13 protein-coding genes are annotated in these 17,494 nt (G+C 73.7%); 8 read left to right on the top strand and 5 right to left on the bottom strand.

The features are described from left to right. Positions 1 to 1,089, bottom strand: coding sequence for a hypothetical protein (locus WMF33_RS36060; protein ID WP_437314445.1), 1,089 nt, complete (start codon positions 1,087 to 1,089; stop codon positions 1 to 3). Positions 1,090 to 1,405: 316 nt separating this feature from the next. Between WMF33_RS36060 and WMF33_RS36055 the strand changes: the two genes are divergently transcribed. From WMF33_RS36055 to WMF33_RS36040, 4 genes are all read left to right on the top strand, one after another. Beyond that, positions 1,406 to 2,389: a hypothetical protein gene (locus tag WMF33_RS36055; protein WP_061621228.1), complete on the top strand. Its 984-nt coding sequence runs from the start codon at positions 1,406 to 1,408 to the stop codon at positions 2,387 to 2,389. Between the two features lie 274 nt (positions 2,390 to 2,663). After that, entirely contained in the window at positions 2,664 to 4,850 is a 2,187-nt protein-coding gene (locus WMF33_RS36050) for a transglycosylase SLT domain-containing protein (protein ID WP_437332866.1), read from the top strand. 101 nt (positions 4,851 to 4,951) lie between these two features. Next, positions 4,952 to 6,295: a hypothetical protein gene (locus WMF33_RS36045; RefSeq protein WP_437332865.1), complete on the top strand. Its 1,344-nt coding sequence runs from the start codon at positions 4,952 to 4,954 to the stop codon at positions 6,293 to 6,295. 212 nt (positions 6,296 to 6,507) lie between these two features. Further along, positions 6,508 to 7,206 carry a DUF4230 domain-containing protein gene (locus WMF33_RS36040; protein ID WP_437332864.1) on the top strand — a complete coding sequence of 233 codons (699 nt, stop codon included), beginning with the start codon at positions 6,508 to 6,510 and terminating at the stop codon, positions 7,204 to 7,206. Positions 7,207 to 7,290: 84 nt separating this feature from the next. Here WMF33_RS36040 and WMF33_RS36035 read toward each other — a convergent pair whose 3' ends face one another. Continuing rightward, entirely contained in the window at positions 7,291 to 8,562 is a 1,272-nt protein-coding gene (locus WMF33_RS36035) for a DUF418 domain-containing protein (protein WP_437332863.1), read from the bottom strand. 37 nt (positions 8,563 to 8,599) lie between these two features. Beyond that, complete coding sequence (locus tag WMF33_RS36030; protein WP_437332862.1) at positions 8,600 to 9,328, bottom strand: class I SAM-dependent methyltransferase; 729 nt, start codon at positions 9,326 to 9,328, stop codon at positions 8,600 to 8,602. A 339-nt stretch (positions 9,329 to 9,667) separates the two neighbouring features. Between WMF33_RS36030 and WMF33_RS36025 the strand changes: the two genes are divergently transcribed. Together WMF33_RS36025 and WMF33_RS36020 are read left to right on the top strand one after the other, a co-directional pair. Beyond that, positions 9,668 to 10,570: a hypothetical protein gene (locus tag WMF33_RS36025; RefSeq protein WP_437332861.1), complete on the top strand. Its 903-nt coding sequence runs from the start codon at positions 9,668 to 9,670 to the stop codon at positions 10,568 to 10,570. A gap of 136 nt (positions 10,571 to 10,706) precedes the next feature. Beyond that, complete coding sequence (locus WMF33_RS36020) at positions 10,707 to 11,204, top strand: hypothetical protein (protein ID WP_437332860.1); 498 nt, start codon at positions 10,707 to 10,709, stop codon at positions 11,202 to 11,204. 117 nt (positions 11,205 to 11,321) lie between these two features. Here the strand turns inward: WMF33_RS36020 and WMF33_RS36015 are convergent, their stop codons facing one another. Together WMF33_RS36015 and WMF33_RS36010 are read right to left on the bottom strand one after the other, a co-directional pair. Continuing rightward, a complete protein-coding gene (locus WMF33_RS36015; RefSeq protein WP_437332859.1) occupies positions 11,322 to 12,233 on the bottom strand; it encodes a M20/M25/M40 family metallo-hydrolase in 912 nt (303 codons plus the stop codon). A 337-nt stretch (positions 12,234 to 12,570) separates the two neighbouring features. Further along, complete coding sequence (locus tag WMF33_RS36010; RefSeq protein ID WP_437332858.1) at positions 12,571 to 13,791, bottom strand: helix-turn-helix domain-containing protein; 1,221 nt, start codon at positions 13,789 to 13,791, stop codon at positions 12,571 to 12,573. An 83-nt stretch (positions 13,792 to 13,874) separates the two neighbouring features. Between WMF33_RS36010 and WMF33_RS36005 the strand changes: the two genes are divergently transcribed. Both WMF33_RS36005 and WMF33_RS36000 read left to right on the top strand, forming a co-directional pair. After that, positions 13,875 to 14,681, top strand: a complete 807-nt coding sequence (locus tag WMF33_RS36005) for a DUF899 domain-containing protein (protein ID WP_061627925.1) — start codon at positions 13,875 to 13,877, stop codon at positions 14,679 to 14,681. A gap of 331 nt (positions 14,682 to 15,012) precedes the next feature. After that, the gene (locus tag WMF33_RS36000; protein WP_437332857.1) at positions 15,013 to 17,475 is read left to right on the top strand and encodes a PAS domain-containing protein; all 2,463 of its coding nucleotides are present in this window, start codon (positions 15,013 to 15,015) and stop codon (positions 17,473 to 17,475) included. Positions 17,476 to 17,494: the final 19 nt, after the last annotated feature.

The following is a 17,494-nucleotide window of genomic DNA, read 5'->3' as shown; positions in this document are numbered from 1 at the left end:
TCAGTGCAGCACGGCGTCCGGGCCCTCGTGCGGCTCGACGCGCCCCGACGAGGGCTCGCGGCGGAGGGCGATCACGTCGGAGAGGTCGCAGCCGAGCGCGAACGCGGGCGACGACGTCGTGACGATCCACTGCACGTTGGGGAGCGCCGCCCGCAGGCGGGCGGCGAGCGAGCGCTGCCGGTGCGCCGGCTGCTGCGCCTCGATGTCGTCGATCAGGACCACGCCCTCGGCGAGCCGCGGATCGCCGGTCGGGTGGGCGGACGCGAGCGCGCGGAGCGCCAGCGCGCCGAACGCGATGGTGTGCCGCGCGCTCCGCCCGAGATCGTCGAAGTCGACGCGCTGGCCGTCCGCGCGCTCGAAGATCGGCTCGAGCCGCAGCGGATCGACGCCCACGTACGTCGCGTCGTGGCCCTCGAGCAGCGCCTCGAGCACCTCCCCGAGCGCGCGCTCGAGCGCGCCGAGCCGCGCTGCCTGCGCGTCCGCGCGCGCGTCGGGCCGCGCCTCGGGCTTGTTCTTCGCGCGGTCGCGCGCGATCGCGGCCGCCACCGGCACGAACGAGAGCACCTGCTTCGTCTCGCGGGCGAGGTCGGTGCGCGTCGCGTCGTCGAAGCTCGCGGCGGCGCGCACGTCGTAGCGGAGGATGCTGCGCTCGGGCGTCGTCAGCACGATCGCGGTGCGGGAGAACCAGCGCGCGCCCGAGAGCGCCACGAGGACGAAGCCCCCCTCGGCCGCGCGCCGCTCGAAGAGCGCCTGCTCCCGCCGCCGCAGGAGCGCCGCGTCCTCGGGCTCGTCGAGGCGCGCGTTCGGGCTCGCGACGCGCAGCGGGTGCGCGCGCGCCGGATCGTCGGTCCCGAGCATCCAGTCGGTGACCACGAGCGGGGGCGAGCCGTCGTCGCCGCGCGATTTCAGCTGTGCGACCGCGTACCCGGGCCGCGTCGACGCGATCGCCGACAGGATCGAGGTCTTGCCCACGCCGTCGCCGCCGAAGAGGACCACGAGCCGGCGCGGCGCGCCGTCGGCGTCCTCGAAGGAGAGCGAGAGATCATCGAACGGACCGACGTGGGCGAGGCGGACGCGGGAGAGCAGCACCGCCCGCGAAGCTACCACCGCGCCGCGCGCGCGGAACGCCGCAGCGCCCACCTGCGCCGCCGGTGCCGGCCGTCCGCCGGACGCACGGCGGCGCGGGCGGCGCGGAGGTCGGCGCGCGGAGGCGGGGGCGCGGAGGTCGGCGCACGGCTGCGATCGGCACGACGCGCGCCTTCGACGCGCCGTGGCATGCGCCACGCGTGGATTCCTTCGCTCCTCCAGCAAGCCCGCGCGCGCCGCCGGATGCGCGCGGCGGCGCCCGCGCATCCGGTGGCGCGCGGTGGCGCGGCGGCCTAGAGTCGTTGTCCGGGGTCGTATCGTGCTGCGCAAGCTGCCTCCGCCGGATTTCCGCTACGTGTGGCTCCACCCGGAGCCCGGCTCGACCGGCGCGCTCGCCGCGGCGGGGACCGCGGGGCTCGCGGGGGCCTCCGCGGCGATGTGGAGCGCCGGGAGCCACACGCTCTCGCTGGGGCTCATGGCGGTGGGGAGCGCGCTCGGCGTGCTCGCGCTGGCCCGCGCCGAGCACCGCCTCCGCGCCCAGCGCGGCGCGCGCGAGGTGGCGATGGCCGTCGTGCCCTGGGGCGTCCTCGTCGACCCGGACACCGAGCCGCGCGTGCTGCGGTGGCCCGCCGTGAAGCGGGTGAGCGTCGACGTCTCGCACACGATGCGCGGCGGGACCCCGGCCGTCGTGTCGAGCCTCGTGACGGTGCACACCGCGCGCGACGTGCTCGCCGGCCGCGCCGCGGGCGCGGTGGACCTCGAGCGGCTCCTCGCCAACCTCGAGGGCTACGCGCAGGAGGCGGCGCGGCCCGTCGCCGGCGACATCGAGGGGCAGACGGTGCTCGGCGACGGGGTGACCGAGCCGATCGCCGCGGCGCTGCTGCAGGCCGCGGACGGCGTCTGCGCGACCAGCCAGGGCGCCGCGCAGCTCGCGCTCCCGGGCGGCGGCTACCGCACCGCGGCGGCGCGCGCGGCCGCGCCCGAGACGGTCACGGTGCTGCGCTCGGCGCTGTCGTGGAGCTACGACTGCCCCGCCGACCCGCGGCCGCTCGCGGCGATCCTCGCGGGCGTGCTCGGGGCCACGGAGCTCGTGCCCGAGCTCCTGCGGCTCGCGAGCTCGCCGCACCCGGTGGTCGCCGCGTTCGGCAAGGCCGCGGCGCTCCGCCTCGGTGCGCCGCCGAACCGCGCCGGCTCGCTCGACGAGGTCGCGGCCTTCCTGTTCGAGGAGGACGTCGAGATCGGAAAGCGGTGGATCGCGTCGGCCCCGACACTTTGTTTGCGACCTGGCGCGGAAGCTTGCTAGCTAAAGGGGTCGGCAGCGCGAGCGCTGCGGTTCGAGCGGCCTGCGCGCGGGGGCCCTCGGCCCGCGGGGCCCGGTCCTCACGGCGCGCTGCGTTCGGGTCGTTCACCGCGCCGGGTCGGCTATGAAACGGGCTCCGTCGCCACCGAAGCCGTCTGCGCGAGGAGCACGCCGCGCGCTGGCCGCCGCGTGCCTCCTCGGCGCCTCGCTCGCCGCGTGCGCCGAGCCCCACGCGTCCGGGCCGCCGCCCTCGCAGAGCACCGCGCGCGCCGCGCCCTTGGACGCGCCGATCGCCGCGGCGGCCGCTGCCGCCGCCGCCGTCCCGCCGCTCGCGCCGCTCGCGCCGCACCTGCCCCTCGGCGCGTGGGTCGAGGCCGTGCGGCTCGAGCGCTGGGCCGAGGCGGCGGAGCGGCTCGACGCCCTGCCGATGGAGCAGCGGGCGCTGCCGGCGATGAAGTACGCGCGGGCGCGCGTCGCGCTCGAGCTCGGCGATCACGGCAAGGCCGTGGAGCTGCTCCACGGCCTGGAGCAGGAGCTGCCGCTGCTCGCCCGCGAGGTCTCGCGCTACCGCGCGGAGGCGGCGTTCGAGGTGGGGCCGTTCCTCGCGGCGGCGGCGTACTTCGAGGCCACGGGCAGCGCGCCCGGCCTCGCGCGCGCGGCGATCGCCTCGATGAAGGGCGGCGATCTCCAGAAGGCCCGCGCGCTCGCCGATCGGGCGGTGGTCGCGGCGCAGCGCGCGCGGCGGTCGCGCGACGAGGCGGCGGCGCGGCTCGCGCGGGCGCGGGTCCAGCTCGGCGTGCGCGACGCGGCCGAGCGATCGGGGGACAAGGGCGGCGCGAAGGCCGCGGCGGCGCTCGCGCTCGCCGACCTCCGGTGGATCGTGAAGAGCGCGCCGTCGTCGCCCGACGGGCGCGAGGCCGCGGCGCTCCTCGCCGAGGTGCCGGGGCCGCTCTCGCCGGACGACCGGCTCCAGAAGGTCGACGCCATGGTCGCCGGGGGCAGCGCGGCCGAGGCGATCGCCGAGCTCGACAAGCTCTCGGGCGTGCCGGCGTCGGAGCTCCACCACCGCAGGGCCACGGCGCTGTACCAGGCGCGCGACTACGCGGGCGCGGCCGAGGCGTTCCTCAAGGTCGCGGCCTCGCCGTCGGCGCGCCAGGCGGAGCAGCTGCACCTCGCCGCGCGCTCGCTCTCCCGGCTCCACCGCGAGGCCGAGGCGATCGAGCGGCACCTCGCGGTCGCGCGCAAGTTCCGGAGGACGCGCTGGGGCGAGCTCTCGAGCCTGCTCTCGGCGCGGCTCCTCATGCAGGTCGGCCGCTACGCGGAGGCGGTCGCGCAGTACGGCCGGTTCATCGACGCCTACCCGCGGAGCGAGCGGCGCGACGACGCGCTCTACGAGCGGGCGCTCGCGATGCTCTCGACGAGCGGCGCGGCCCGCGCGCGCAAGCCGCTGGAGCAGCTCGCGCGCGGCGCGCGCCCGGCCGACGCGGCGCGGCTGCGCGAGCTCGCGGGGCTCGCGGCGCTGCGCGGCGGCGATCGCGACGGCGCGGTGCGGCTCTGGACGGAGGTGATGAAGGAGCAGCCGCTCTCGTGGGGCGCGCTGCTCGCGCGCGCGCGCCTCGCGGCGGTGGGCGCGCCCATGCCGCCGCTGCTCGTCCCGGCGTCGCTCCGGGACGCGCGGCCGGTGGAGGTGAAGCTGCCGCCGGCCGCGGCGCTGCTCGCGTCGATGGGGCTCGACGGCGACGCGGAGAGCTACCTCGCCGAGAACGAGCGCGAGGTGACGGCGGCCTACGAGGGGCAGGAGAGCGAGGCGCTCTGCCGGATGTACGGCATGCTCTCGCCCGCGAAGCGCCGTTACCGGGTGGGCACGCAGGCGGTCTCCGCCGCGGCGCTCCAGCGCGCGCCGTCGGAGGCCGATCGCTGGACGTGGGAGTGCGTCTATCCGGAGCCGTACGTCGGCGAGGTGCGCGCGCTCGAGGCGCAGCACGGGCTGCCGAAGGGCCTGGTCCACGCGCTCATGCGGCAGGAGAGCGCGTTCGATCCCGTCGTGGTGAGCCCCGCGAGCGCGGTCGGGCTGATGCAGCTCATGCCGGCGACCGCGCGGAAGGCCGCGAGCGAGCTCTCGCTCGGGTTCGAGCTCGGGCAGCTCAAGAGCGCGCCGCTCAACCTGCGCCTCGGCGGCTTCTACATCGGCAAGCTGCTGCGGACGTTCGACGGGAGCCTGCCGCTCGCGACCGCGGCGTACAACGCCGGCCCCAAGGCCGTGTCGCACTGGCTCGAGGGGAAGATCGACCGGGACACCGACGTGTGGGTGGCGCGGATCCCCTATGACGAGACGCGCGCCTATGTGGGGCGCGTCCTCGCGAACCTGGCGCGGTATCAGTGGCTGGACGGCGGGGACGCGGCCGTGGAGATGCTCCCGCTGACGCTCCCCGCGGACGCGCGCGCCCCCGCCGACGCGTACTGAGGGCGTGAGGGCGGCCGCGCCGCGGCGGCGCGGGCGTTCTTCCTGCGCTGAAATTGCGCTGTGCGCTTGAACTCGAGGCCGGGTGCGCTCACCGTGATGGGGTGGCAGGAACCGCTGGCAGCGACGGCGTGTTCAAGCGCTGCGGGGTGCTCATCCAGCCCTACGCGGACGCGCGCTTCGTCGGCCGGCTGCTCACCTCGGCGCTCGCGTGGCTGCTGGTCGTCTTCTCGGTGGCCTCGCTCGTCGAGCCCATCGCCGGCCGGCTCGCGATGGTGCTCCTGATGCCGTTCGTGCTGCTCGGGTCGCTGCTCGCGCTGCTCTGCCTCGCGTGCCTCCTGTACACGCCGATCGCGTGGCTCTGCGCGGCGGTGGGCTCGTCCGGCGCGGCAGTCGTCCGGGTGAGCAACGCGCTCTGGATCGAGCGCCCCGGCGAGCGCCGGTCGTTCTCGCTGCTCTCGCTCACGCGCGCGCGGCTCTCGAGCTCCGGCGGCGAGGTCGCCCTGATGACCGACGACGGCGACGTCATCCGCGTGCGCGTCGACGACCCGGTCGACGCGGAGCGGCTGCTCGGCGAGATCGCCGCCGGGCGGGCGCGGGGCACGTGGAGCGCCCGGCTCTACGACGACGCGCCGCGGCCGCTCCGGCGCCGGCTGTTCGTCGGCGTGGCGACGCTCGTGTCGCTGATCTGCTGGTCGGTGCTCGATTTCGACCTGGCGCTCTCGCTGGGCGTCATCACGGGCGCCGCGGCGTGGGTGCTCGCGGCGCTGCTCCGGGAGGGCTCGGCGCTCCGCGTGCTCGTGGCGGGCAGCGACGGGCTCTCGCTCCGGGACGAGGCCGGCGAGCGCTTCGTCTCGTTCGGATCGATCGAGCGGGTCGACGAGACCGCGCTCGGGGTCGAGCTCGTGCTCACGGGGGGCGAGGAGCTGCCGCTGACCCTCGTGCCGCCGCAGCTGCTGCGCGATCCCAGCGAGACGGGGCTCAGCATGGTGCTCGCCGAGCGGCGCCGCGAGCATCTGCTCGCGCTCGTGCGCGCGCGGAGCGGGCGCGGCGCGCGCGAGGTGGGGCGGGCGGGCGCGCTCCTCGAGCGCCGCGGCCTGACCGCGCCGGCCTGGCGGGCGGCGCTGCGCCGCCTCGTGAGCGAGGCCGGCGCCGATTACCGCACGGCGAAGCTCACGCGGGAGCAGGCGTTCGCGGTGCTCGAGGACGGCGACGCGCCGGCCGAGCTCCGCATCGGCGCGGCGCTCGCGCTGTCGTCGTCGCGCGACGACCAGACGGTGGAGCGGCTGCGGATCGCGGCCGAGGGCTGCGCGAACCGCGACGTGCAGCTCGCCATCGAGCAGGCGGCCGAGGGCGACGAGGACGACGGGATGCTCGAGCAGGCGCTGTCGTCCTCGGCGGCGCGGCCGCGCCTGGACGCGCCGCGGTGCGCGACGCCGGCCGCGTGAGGTGACGCCGGCCGCGTGACGTGACGCCGGCCGCGCGCGGCTGCCCGGAGGGGCGCGCTCCTCGCCGGGCCAGCGGGCCGGGTCGATTCTTCTCGCCTTCCGGCCTTCCTGTTCTCAGAACTCTCTCCCGGAGGACGCGCGGCTCTTCTAGGCTGTGCCCAGCCGAGCTGCCGCGGGCGCCTGCGCGCCTGCGGTCCTCCGAGGTACCCCCGATGGAAGGCCCGCTCCAGGACCCCTACGCTTCGGTCGCAGCGCACGCGCCGCGCCCCCGCGCGCAGGCCGGCCGCGCCGCGCGGATCGCGCTGCTCGCGGTCGCGTTGCTCGCGTCGGTCGGGTTCGGCGCGCTCGTCGTGGCGCCGCGCCTCCGCGCGCCCGCGCCTGAGAGCACCCTCGTCGCGCGGCCGACGCCCGCGCTCGTCGTCGCGATCCGCGACCTGTCGCGGCTCGAGACCACCGAGGTCCACGTCGAGAAGGTCGTGGATCTGGCCGACCGGCAGAGCCGCCTGTTCGGCCTGGTGCAGGCCACCGACGCCCTCCTGCTCGTCGCGGTCGGGCACGTCACCATCGGCGTCGATCTCGCGCGGATCGGCGAGGGCGACATCGCGATGGATCCGGAGACCGGGGTCGCGCGGCTCACGCTGCCGGCGCCCGAGGTCTTCGCGACCCGGCTCGACGAGGATGCGACGTACGTCTACACGCGCAAGACGAGCCTGCTCGCGCGGCGCAACGAGCAGCTCGAGTCGCGGGCGCGCAAGGAGGCGACCGAGGCGATCGAGAAGGCCGCGCTCGAGGGGAACGTGATGGCGCGCGCGAAGGCGCAGGCCGAGCGGCAGATCACGGCGCTCGCGACCCAGCTCGGTGCGAAGCGGGTGGAGATCCGCTGGCGCGACGTGGGCGTCGGGGGGGACTGACCCGGCGCGGCGGGCGTTCAGGCTGGACCGGGGTTTCGACCCGATGGACGCGGGCGGAGCGCACGCGGCGAGCGTGAGCCACCTTCACCTCGAACCGGCGGTGATGCGGAGCGGCTGAAGGCGACCGTACGTCAACGACCGCCAGAGCCACTCCGCCGGCCCGAAGCGGAAGCGCGACAGCCATGCGCGCGCGAGCAGCGCCTCCAGCACGAAGACGGCGACCGTGATCGGGGCGATGTGGACCGGGCGGAGCCGTCCGGCCAGCCCGAGACCCCAGCCATAGAAGAGGAACGTGCAGATGAGGCTCTGAAGGAGGTAGGTCGTCAGGGCCATCTGCCCGACCGGGGCGATGCGCATCAAGGCGCGGCGCCAGGCGGGCTTCTGCATCAGCAGGACGACGGCGGCCGCGTACGCGCTCGCGAGCGCCATCGCCCCCAGCTCGGCGGGGATGACGAGCGCGATCCCGACGGACTCCGGGACGGCGACGCCGTGGCGCTGGAGGAGGCGGCGCCCGGCCATGAGCGAGGAGCCCGCGAGGCCCAGCCCGAGGCCCCAGGCGAGGAGCTTGCGGAAGAAGGGGAGGCGCTCGCCGGCGTCCTGGAGCAGCCTCGTCGTTCCGGCCCAATAGCCGACGAGGTACCGTCCGAGGACCCACGCGAAGTACCACAGCCAGATCCGCCCCACGTGGTAGTAAGCCTGCTTCACGTGGATCTCGGCGAGCGCGCCGCGGTCATGCCCGGTGATCGCCGCGAACACCTGCGCCCTGAACGCCGCGAGGTCGGCTGGCTCGGGCGTGACGTGCGCGACGACCGCCGAGGCGGCGGGGATGGATGCGACGAGCTGCGGCGCGAGCGTGAGCGCCACCGCCCAGGCGAGGAGCTTCGCGCCCCGCACGCGTCGAAAGAGCGCGAGGCCCACGCCTGCGATCGCGTACCCCCACAGGATATCCCCCCACCAGAGCAGCAGCACATGGCAGACACCGATGAACGCCAGCGCCGCGAGCCTCCGGAAGTGTGTCGGGAGCACGCTGCGCCCGCCTGCCTCGGCGCGCTGGAGCTGCAGCGCGAATCCGAGGCCGAACAGGAAGGTCAGGAGCGTCATCGCCTTTCCGTCGACGAAGACGTTGAGCAGGACGAGGAACACCTCGTCGGCCGGGCCCCTCTGCGCGATGAGCTGGTCGCGCGTCATGAAGGCGCGCCCGCTGAACCATGGCACCGCGTTGGCGAGGAGCACTCCGTAGAGCGCGAGGCCACGCAGCACGTCGAGCGCCGGAATGCGCTCGGCTGCGGCTGTCGGCGCCGCCCCTGTCGCCGCCGCTCTCGCCGGCTCGGCGTCGGCCCGGCTGGTGGCTGTCATCGTCGCAGGATGATAACGGCTGAGGAGGGCGCGCTCGCTAGCGCTGTGCGGCCACCAGCAGGAACATCGGCCGCTCCCGCTCCTCCGCGAGCTCCGGCCGGGCGGCGATCTGCGCGTCCGTCGGGCCCCATTCCTCCACGTGCGCGATGGCGAAGCCCGCGCGGAGGAGCGCGTTGAGCGTGGCGCCGATCGTGCGGTGCTGTTTCACCACGCCCTCGGCCAGCCAGCTCGTCGTGCGCGGGCCTTCCGCGAGGTAGCCATCGATCGGCCACGTCCTGCGCCCGTCCGCCTCGACCCGCCAGCCGGGGCGGCTCGGCGCCGTGTAGATCGGGTGCTCGACCGAGAAGACCAGGCGCCCTCCTGGCATCAGGGCCCGGTGCACCGCCGCGAGCAGCCCGCCCAGGTTCTCGATGTAGTGCAGGGCGAGCGAGCTGTAGGCGAAATCGAACGCCGCCTCCGGCAGGTCCAGCCGCTCCAGGTCCATCCGCGCGTAGGCGATCGCGTCGTCCGAGGTCGCCGACCTGGCCCGCTGCAGCATGCGCTCGGACACGTCCATGCCGAGCACATGGGCCGCTCCGTGCTGCCGCGCCCACCGGCAGAACCAGCCATAGCCCGAGCCCAGGTCCACCACGCGCAGGCCCGTCAGGTCGGGCACGAGCGCCCGCAGCGCCGGCCACTCCGGCGCCCCATCGAGGCCCTCGACGGACCGGCGGAGCTGGCTGTAGGCCTCGAAGAACCCGGGATCGTCGTAGATGTTCTGCGCCACGGCCGCTTCCCTCGCGACCCCGCAGATAGCCGACTCGAGCCTCGCCGTCGTCAGCTTTCGGGCCGCCGGGCGGTCCGGTCGCCGGGGCTGCCTGGGAGGCGCGAGCTTGCGCGCCCGCTGAGCGCGCCGTCCAGGCCGAGGTGGACAGATCTCCGCGATTGCAGCCATAGCGGATGACTTCGAAGGTTCATTTTTCTAAATGGCGCCCTGCCGGCGTCGCCACCCATTCGCAGCCGCGAACCTTGTCCCAGGGGGGCGACCATGCTGCGTATCGTCTGGCCTCTGATTTCCGTAGGCACCGTCGTCGTCTCGCTCGCAGCGTGCGCGCAAGGCACCACCTTGGACCACCCCGTCGACGGGAGCCACGGGGAGGATGGGAGCGCGGGGGGAGCTGGCCCGTTCGGCGCGATCGGGCATGTCGCCGAAGGCGGGAGCGCTCGCGACGAGAGCGGCTGGGATCCGCCGCCGGGGAGCTCTGCCGGCCCGTGCTCGGATGTGACGCACCACATCTATCTCGTCTCGCCCTACCAGGAGCTCTTTTCGTTCCATCCCGCCGACCTGGAGCTCCATCGCATCGGCAGGCTGGGGTGCGGCGATGGCGGCCCGTTCTCGATGGCCGTCGACCGGAACGGCGTCGCCTGGATCGTCGACTGGAACGGGTCGGTCAGCCGGGTCGACATCGCCACGGGTCGCTGCGAAGTCACGCCCTACAAGGTGGAAGACGGGGCACCGTTCCGCAATTTCGGCATGGCGTTCGCCGCCGACGACGGCCCCGACCAGGAGACCCTTTATGTGCGAGACGCGGTCTTCTTCAATGACACGGACGGGGCGAACCCCGCCCGGACGCTCGGCGTCTTCGACAGGCGGTCGTACGCGGTCCGCCCGCTCGGCCAGGGCGCGGGCGCCAACGCGGACCTGACGGGCACGGGCGACGGCCGCCTCTTCGGGTTCGTGAAGCAGCCGGCGGGGGTGTCGTCCGTGAGCGAGCTCGACAAGCTCACCGGCGCCACGCTCTCGGAGAGAGCGCTCCCCGGCGTGACCATCGGCTCCAGCTGGGCGTTCGCGACGTGGGGGGGCGACTTCTGGTTCTTCGTGACCAACGACGAGGACGCGCTCTCGTCCAGGGTCTATCGCCTGGACCCTGACTCCCAGGCCCCGCCGGAGCTCGCGGTGCCCGTGCTCCTGACCGCGGTCATCGGCGCGGGCGTCTCGACGTGCGCGCCGACCGAGGTGCCCCATTAGTCCGTCCGCCGGTCGAAGCGATCGCGCGCGACCGCCGCGCGCGAAGGGCTCCTGGCGATCGCCTTCCGGGTGTAAGCTGCCGGGCGACGAGCGCGTTGCTCGGAACATGAGGATGAGGAGCGCCTGCGCATCGCCCTTGGTCTTGATCGTTCTGGGGATCGTCGCTGCGTGTGCAGCAGAGACCCCGTCGCCCGACTCTCCCTCCGCCGCCGGCGAGCCGCCCCCGGCCCGGGACTGCACCCAGATCGGGTGCGTCAACGGCTTTACCCTCCGGCTCGCGTCCGAAGCGCCCTGGCCTGCCGGTGCGTATCGCTTCGTGATCACCGCCGACGGCGAGACCACCACCTGCGAAGGAAAGCTGCCGCTGCCGGACTGCGCGGCGGGCCGCGCGCTCACGTGCAGCGGCCCGAGCCTGCTCATCGGCGAGTCCGGCTGCGCGTTGCCGCCGAGCGCCCACGGGTTCTCCGAGATCCAGATGAGCTCCGCGCCCGGGCAGGTCACCGTCGAGATCTCGCGCGACGGCACGTCCCTCGCCGAGGCAGACTTCTCCCCATCGTACGTCGAGTCGCGCCCCAACGGCCCTGGCTGCGAGCCCGTCTGTCGCTCGGCCAGCGCCACGCTGAACGTGAAGTAGCGCCCCGCGCCGGCCGGGCGCGGCGCGATCCAGCGGGCAATGCATCGATGAAGGGTCGAGGGGCGGCCCATTCAGATCGATGCTCATTCGATTCTTCCACTTCGCACCAACGGCGCGTCACGGCATGTTGGCGAACCAGCGGTCGAGGATGGTTTGCGCCCGCCCGAGCTCCGAGAGCTCCGTCACCTCGTTTTGAGCGTGCATCGTCCGCTCCATGCCCGGTCCGAAATTCGCCGCCGGGATCTGGAGCGCCGCGAAGCTCGCCACCTCGGTCCACGTTTGCCGGGCCTCGACGCCCTGAACGCCGCTCTGTTCGAGGGTGGCGATGAGCGCGTGGCTCCGGTTCGGCGGCGCCGGCTCGGAGAGCTCCTCGAACCGGACGGCCCCTACTCGGTCCACGAGCGCGATCAGCCGGTCTTGCGAGGCGTGGGAGTCCGTGCTCGGACCGAACGTGTGGTGCACATTCACTTCCAGATGATCCGGCACGACGCTGCCGGATCGGCCTCCGTGCGCCGAGGTGGCGCTCATCATTTCATACCACGTGAGGCCGTCCACGACGTCGGGTACTGGCTCGAACGCGGCCAGGCGGGAGAGCACGCGCGCGAGCTTATGAATCGCGTTCACGCCGGCCCCGGGCAACCCGCTGTGCCCCGTGCGGCCCGCGAACGCCAGCGTCGCGTGCGTGGAGCCTCCCGCGCCGAGCTGAAGCTTGTTGTCCGTCGGCTTGAGCACCAGGGCGAAGTCGGCGCTCCGGAGCTCGGCGTCCTTCGCCATCACCAGCCTGAGCTCGCTCCCGTCGAAGCCGCGCCCTCCGCCAGCGTGAAAAACGAGGGTGATATCGGCGCGCACCGGCGGCCTGCGCCCGGCCAGATCGAGCATCAGGCAGAGGCCGCTCTTCTCGGCGGCTCCAGCGCCAAGCACGCGGCCGTTCTCCGTCCGCGCCTCCCCGCGATTCCCCGCGTTCGCCACGTCGAGCTGCCCGACGAGGAGGACCTTGGGGCCTCCCGACCCGCGCGTGAGCGGCGCCACCAAAGAGTTCCCGTAACGGCGCAGCGGTGAGGCCAAGGAGAGCGATGCGAGACGTTGACCCAGCTCGTCGGCCAGCAAGCGTTCCTCGCCCGTCGGCGAGGGGATCTTGCATAGCCACAGCAAATTCTCGAGGAGCTCCACGTCGACCTCCGATCCGAAGCAACGATGCGGGCTGGCGCCTCGGCGGAGGCGCAACGTGCGCGCCAGCGACCGAGCCGCTCAGCATCGACCCGCTGGCGAGAGACCGTGCAGCACACGTCGCGCGCGCGCAAGGGTCGCGTGCGGGCGCCGCGCAGCGCGCTGGCTCACCGCACATGGCGGCGCGTGGCGCGCTCGCTCAGTCATTCGGCAGCGGGGCGGGGAGCAACAAGATCGCCGTGAAGCCCGGCCCCAGCGGGGTCATCCAGCGCCGCGCCCGCCCGTGACCGAAGGACTGTACCTTGCCCGCCGCCGCGAGGGCGTCGAGGGCCCGCTGCACCGTGCGCTGGCTCGCGCCGAGGGCGAGCGCCAGGGCCGAGCTCGACCAGGACTCGCCGTCGGCGAGGAAGGCGAGCACCGCCGCGTGCTGCTCCTCGACGGGCCGCGCCAGCACGACGACCTCGCGCGCGAGGCGGGGCGCCAGCGCGAAGCCCCGCCGCGTCGCGCTCACGCTGGCCAGAGCCCGCAGCGTCGCGCGGAGCCGCCCGATCTCGACCCGGAGCCGCGCACGATGCGAGTCGTCGGCGCGCTTCGCCTCGAAGGCCGTCGCCACCAGCGTGTCCCTCGGCACATCTCCGGGCCATGCCTCCGCCAGCGCGCGCGCGAGCGCGAACAGGACCGGGCGTCGCGCGAGCGAGACCGCCGTGCGCGCGTCGCGCACGACGTGGCGACAGGCATCCACGACCAGCGCCTCCGACGCCAGCAGCGCCTCCACCTCCTCGAGCAGCAGGGGGCGCGCCTCGCCGCGCGCGATCAGGCGTGCTGCCGGCGTGGTCAGGGTGAGGGCCGCGCCCTCGACCTCCGCCGTCAGCGCGGGGACACCCGCCTGGCGCGCGGCGCGCGCGGCCCGGGCGAGCGCAGCGCGCGCCGGCTTCGTCCGGAGGCGCCGCATCGCGATGCCGGCGACGACCAGCTCGTGGGCGGCCTTGAGCGCGGGCGGCAGGGGCGCCGGGTCGAGCTCGGCGAGCCTGTCCTCGGCCTCGTCGAGCCGTCCGATCAGCAGCAGGCGCCGGATCTCGAGGACCCGCGCATGCGCGGCGTTCACCCGGTCGCCGTGCGCTTCGAGCGTCATCCGCGCCGCGTCGAGCAGCTTCGCGGGCCAGTCCAGGTCGCGCGACGCGAGCGCGATCTCGGCCTCGGCGACCGCGCATCGCGCGCGGGCCACGGCCTCCTTCGCGCCGAAGGCGCGCGCCGCCCTTCGCAGGAGAGACTTCGCGCGCGCGAAATCGCCGAGCTGCGCCATCGCGATGCCGCGCAGCGCGAGCGCAGGCGCGTCGTCGCGCAAGGCGACCCGGCTCAGCGCGCCGAGCGGATCACCCGCCGCGAGCGCGCGCGCCGCGGCCGTGATCAGTGAGTCCATCCGAATCCCGCCACACTTGTAACTCCCGCCCGTTCGGCGCCCGATCCTAAACTACCTCACGACCGATTCAAGGAGTGAAGACGATGACGGCACACATGATCGGGACACGCGAAGACTGGCTGGCGGCGCGGCGCGAGCTGCTGGAGGCGGAGAAGGAGCTGACGCGGCGCAGCGACGAGCTGGCGCAGCGACGCCAGGCGCTGCCATGGGTCCGAGTCGAAAAAAACTACCGCTTCGAGACGGACGAGGGGGCGGCCTCGCTGGCGGACCTCTTCCGAGGGCGCTCGCAGCTCCTCGTCTACCACTTCATGTTTGGACCCGATTACGCGGCGGGCTGCCCTTCCTGCTCGATGATCGCGGACGGGTTCAACGGGTTCTCGGTTCACCTGGCCAACCACGACGTGATGCTCTGGGCGGTCTCGCGGGCGCCGCTCGCGAAGCTGCAGGCGTACAAACGGCGAATGGGCTGGACCTTCCCCTGGGCGTCGTCGTCTGCGAGCGACTTCAACGCCGACTTCAATGTCTGGTTCACCGAGGAGCAGCAGCGCAAGGGGGGTGTCGACTACAACTACCGGCGCGAGACTGCGTTTGTGTGGCGCCCGGGCCAGGAGGGCGGCGGCGAGGGGGCGGAGTCCAAGATCGCGGCCATGTGCGGGACCGACACGGCCACGTTCCACCGCGATCGGCCGGGCATGAGCGCGTTCGTGCTGGAGGACGGCGCCGTCTACCACACGTATTCTACGTATGCGCGCGGCTTGGACGGGCTGTGGGGCGCGTACCAGTGGCTCGACCGCGCTCCCAAGGGGCGCAACGAGACGGGCGTCTGGTGGCGTCGTCATGACGAGTACGATGCGCCGGCGAAGAGCGTCGGCGCGCCGTGCTGCGGGTGATCCGGGCGTCGCTGTCGACGGTGCGACGGGAGGGCGAGATGCCTCGACGCCGGCGCGCTCTCCCCTCCGCGACGAGCTGAATGGACGGCGAGGAGCCTTATTCGCGCACGCGGTTCTGGCGATCGTGGATGCTCACTCCGAAGCATCGCGCGAGCGTCCGGTAAAGCTGCGAGACAGAAGAAGCCCATCGACCTCGACGCGCTGCTCGACGCGCTGCTCGACGCGGTCGAGCGCTACGTCTGATGAGCTCGCCGCGCGCGGGGGTCCCGCGGTCTGATGGACTTGACGCCGTCGGAGGCGTTTGCTCGTCTGGCCGGACGGACGTCCAGGAATGAAGCCAACCTCTCGCACGCACTTCGCTCCCGCCGAGAGCACCGTCGCCGCCGGCGGAGGCCGCCGCCCCGCCATCGCCGATGTCTTCCCCGGCGCGAGCGAGCTGAGCGCGCTTTGCCGGGAGAAGGACTGGGGCGCGACGCCGCTCGGCCCTGTCGAGCGCTGGCCGCAGAGCCTGAAGACCGCGGTGAGCATCGTCCTCAGCTCGAGCTTCCCGATGATCGTGCTCTGGGGGCCGGAGCTCGTGCAAATCTATAATGACGCGTACCGGCTGCTCATGGGCGCCAAGCACCCGGCGGGGCTCGGACAGGCGAACCGGGAGTGCTGGCCCGAGGTCTGGCACATCAACGAGGGCATCTACCCGCGCGTCTTCCAGGGTGAGACGATCTCCTTCAAGGAGACGATGTACCCGCTCGCCCCGCATGGCCGAGTCGAGGAGCATTACCTCACGCTCTGCTACAACCCCGTCCGCGACGAGTCGGGCGCGGTGGGCGGCGTCTTCGTGACGGTCTTCGACGTCACCCAGGAGGTGCGGACGCGGATCGAGCGCGACCGCGCGCTGGCGGAGGCCAAGGCGGAGCGGGAGCGCCTCTATGAGGTGTTCATGCAGGTCCCGGCGATCATCGCCGTGCTCGAGGGGCCGGAGCACACGTTCACCGTGGCCAACCCGCGCTACCTCGAGCTCGTGGGCCGGCGCGACCTGGTCGGCAAGCCGCTGCGGGAGGCGCTGCCCGAGGTCGTCGGCCAAGGGTTCCCGGAGCTCGTCGACTCGGTGCGGCGCAGCGGCAAGCCGTTCGTGGCCCACGAAGCGCTCGTGAAGCTCGATCGCCGCGGCGACGGCGTGCTGGACGAGGTCTACCTCGACTTCGTGTACCAGCCGCTGAAGGACGCGGGCGGGAGCGTCTTCGGCATCATGGCCCACGCGGTGGAGACCACGGAGCAGGTGCTCGCCCGCAAGCGCGTCGAGGAGCTCGCGGCGGAGCGGGCGGCCATGCTGGGGCAGATCGCAGACGCGGTGGTGACCTTCGACAGCGAGGGTCGGGTCAACTTCCTCAACGACATGGCGCGCGCCCTGTATCCCGAGCTCCGCGCCGGGGCGACGCTCGCCGAGCAGCAGGAGCGGCTCCCACTGGAGCGGCTGGACGGCACGCCGTACCCGGCCGAGCAGCTCCCCCCGGCGCGGGCGCGGCGGGGCGAGCGGGTGATCGACGAGACGTGGGTCGTGCGCAGCCCCGGCGCGGCGCCGCGCCGCATGCAGGGCAGCGCGGTGCCGGTCTACGGCGAGCAGGGGCGGCACATCGGCGTGGTGCTCACCGCGCGCGACGTCACCGAGCAGCACCGGCTCCAGCAGCAGCTCGAGCACGAGCGCAACCGGCTGAACGACGTGTTCCTGCAGGCGCCGGCGGCGATCATGGTGACGCGCGGGCCGACGCACGTCATCGAGGCCGCCAACCCCCTTTACGCGCACGTGACCGGGGAGCGCCCGCTGCTCGGCAGGACGGTGCGGGAGGCCTTCCCGGATCTCGTCGACCAGGGCTTCCCCGCGCTGTACGACCAGGTGCTCGCCACGCGCGAGCCGTACGTCGGCAACGAGGCGCTCGTGCGGGTCGAGCGCTTCGGGCGCACGGAGGAGGCGTACTTCAACTTCGTCTATCAGCCGCTGATCGGGGAGGACGGCAGCGCCTTCGGCGTGATGACCCACGCGATCGAGGTCACGGACATGGTGCGCGCGCGTCAGCAGGCGGAGCAGCGGGCCGTGGAGCTCACGCGCCTCACGCAGGCGCTGGAGCAGTCGAACCGCGAGCTCGACCGCTTCGCGTACGTCACGTCGCACGACCTGAAGGCGCCGCTCCGCGGCATCGCGAGCCTGGCGCAGTGGCTTCAGGAGGACGTGGGCGAGCTCCTCTCGCCCGGCTCGCAGGAGCACATCAAGCTGCTGCTCGGGCGCGTCCACCGCATGGAGGCGCTGATTGACGGGATCCTGGCCTACTCCCGCGCGGGGCGGGTGCGCGACGCGGCCGCGCCGGTGGACACGGCGACGATGGTCAGGGAAGCGCTGGATCTCCTCGCGCCGCCGGAGCACGTCCAGATCGCGGTGCAGCCGGGGCTGCCCACGCTGATGGCCGAGCGGGTGCCGCTCCAGCAGGTGTTCATGAACCTGCTCGGCAACGCCATCAAGTTCTCGGCGCTGGCGCGCCCCGATCCCCTCGTCCGGCTCGGCTTTCGGCCGGCGGGCGACGCGTTCGAGTTCTTCGTCACCGACAACGGCCCTGGCATCGCGCCCGAGTACCACGAGCGCATCTGGGGCATCTTTCAGACGCTGGAGGCCCGCGACAAGGTCGAGGGGGCCGGCATCGGCCTCTCGGTGGTCAAGAAGATCATCGAGACGCGGGGCGGCCGGGTGTGGGTCGAGTCCACGCCCGGCCACGGCGCCACGTTCCGGTTCACCTGGCCCGCATAGCGCGGAGGAGCCCCAGGAC

The sequence above is a fragment of the Sorangium sp. So ce394 genome (assembly GCF_051474665.1).
Taxonomy (GTDB): Bacteria; Myxococcota_A; Polyangia; order Polyangiales; family Polyangiaceae; genus Sorangium; species Sorangium cellulosum_D.
The sequence above is the reverse complement of the archived record's forward strand: the minus strand, read 5'-3'. Positions and strand labels throughout refer to the sequence as shown.

Bases quoted from the DNA above. Each gene is read 5' to 3' on its own strand.
- WMF33_RS36000 (WP_437332857.1), top strand. From the start codon at position 15,013: ATGAAGCCAACCTCTCGCACGCACTTCGCTCCCGCCGAGAGCACCGTC.
- WMF33_RS36005 (WP_061627925.1), top strand. From the start codon at position 13,875: ATGACGGCACACATGATCGGGACACGCGAAGACTGGCTGGCGGCGCGG.
- WMF33_RS36010 (WP_437332858.1), bottom strand. From the start codon at position 13,791: ATGGACTCACTGATCACGGCCGCGGCGCGCGCGCTCGCGGCGGGTGAT.
- WMF33_RS36040 (WP_437332864.1), top strand. From the start codon at position 6,508: ATGGAAGGCCCGCTCCAGGACCCCTACGCTTCGGTCGCAGCGCACGCG.
- WMF33_RS36035 (WP_437332863.1), bottom strand. From the start codon at position 8,562: ATGACAGCCACCAGCCGGGCCGACGCCGAGCCGGCGAGAGCGGCGGCG.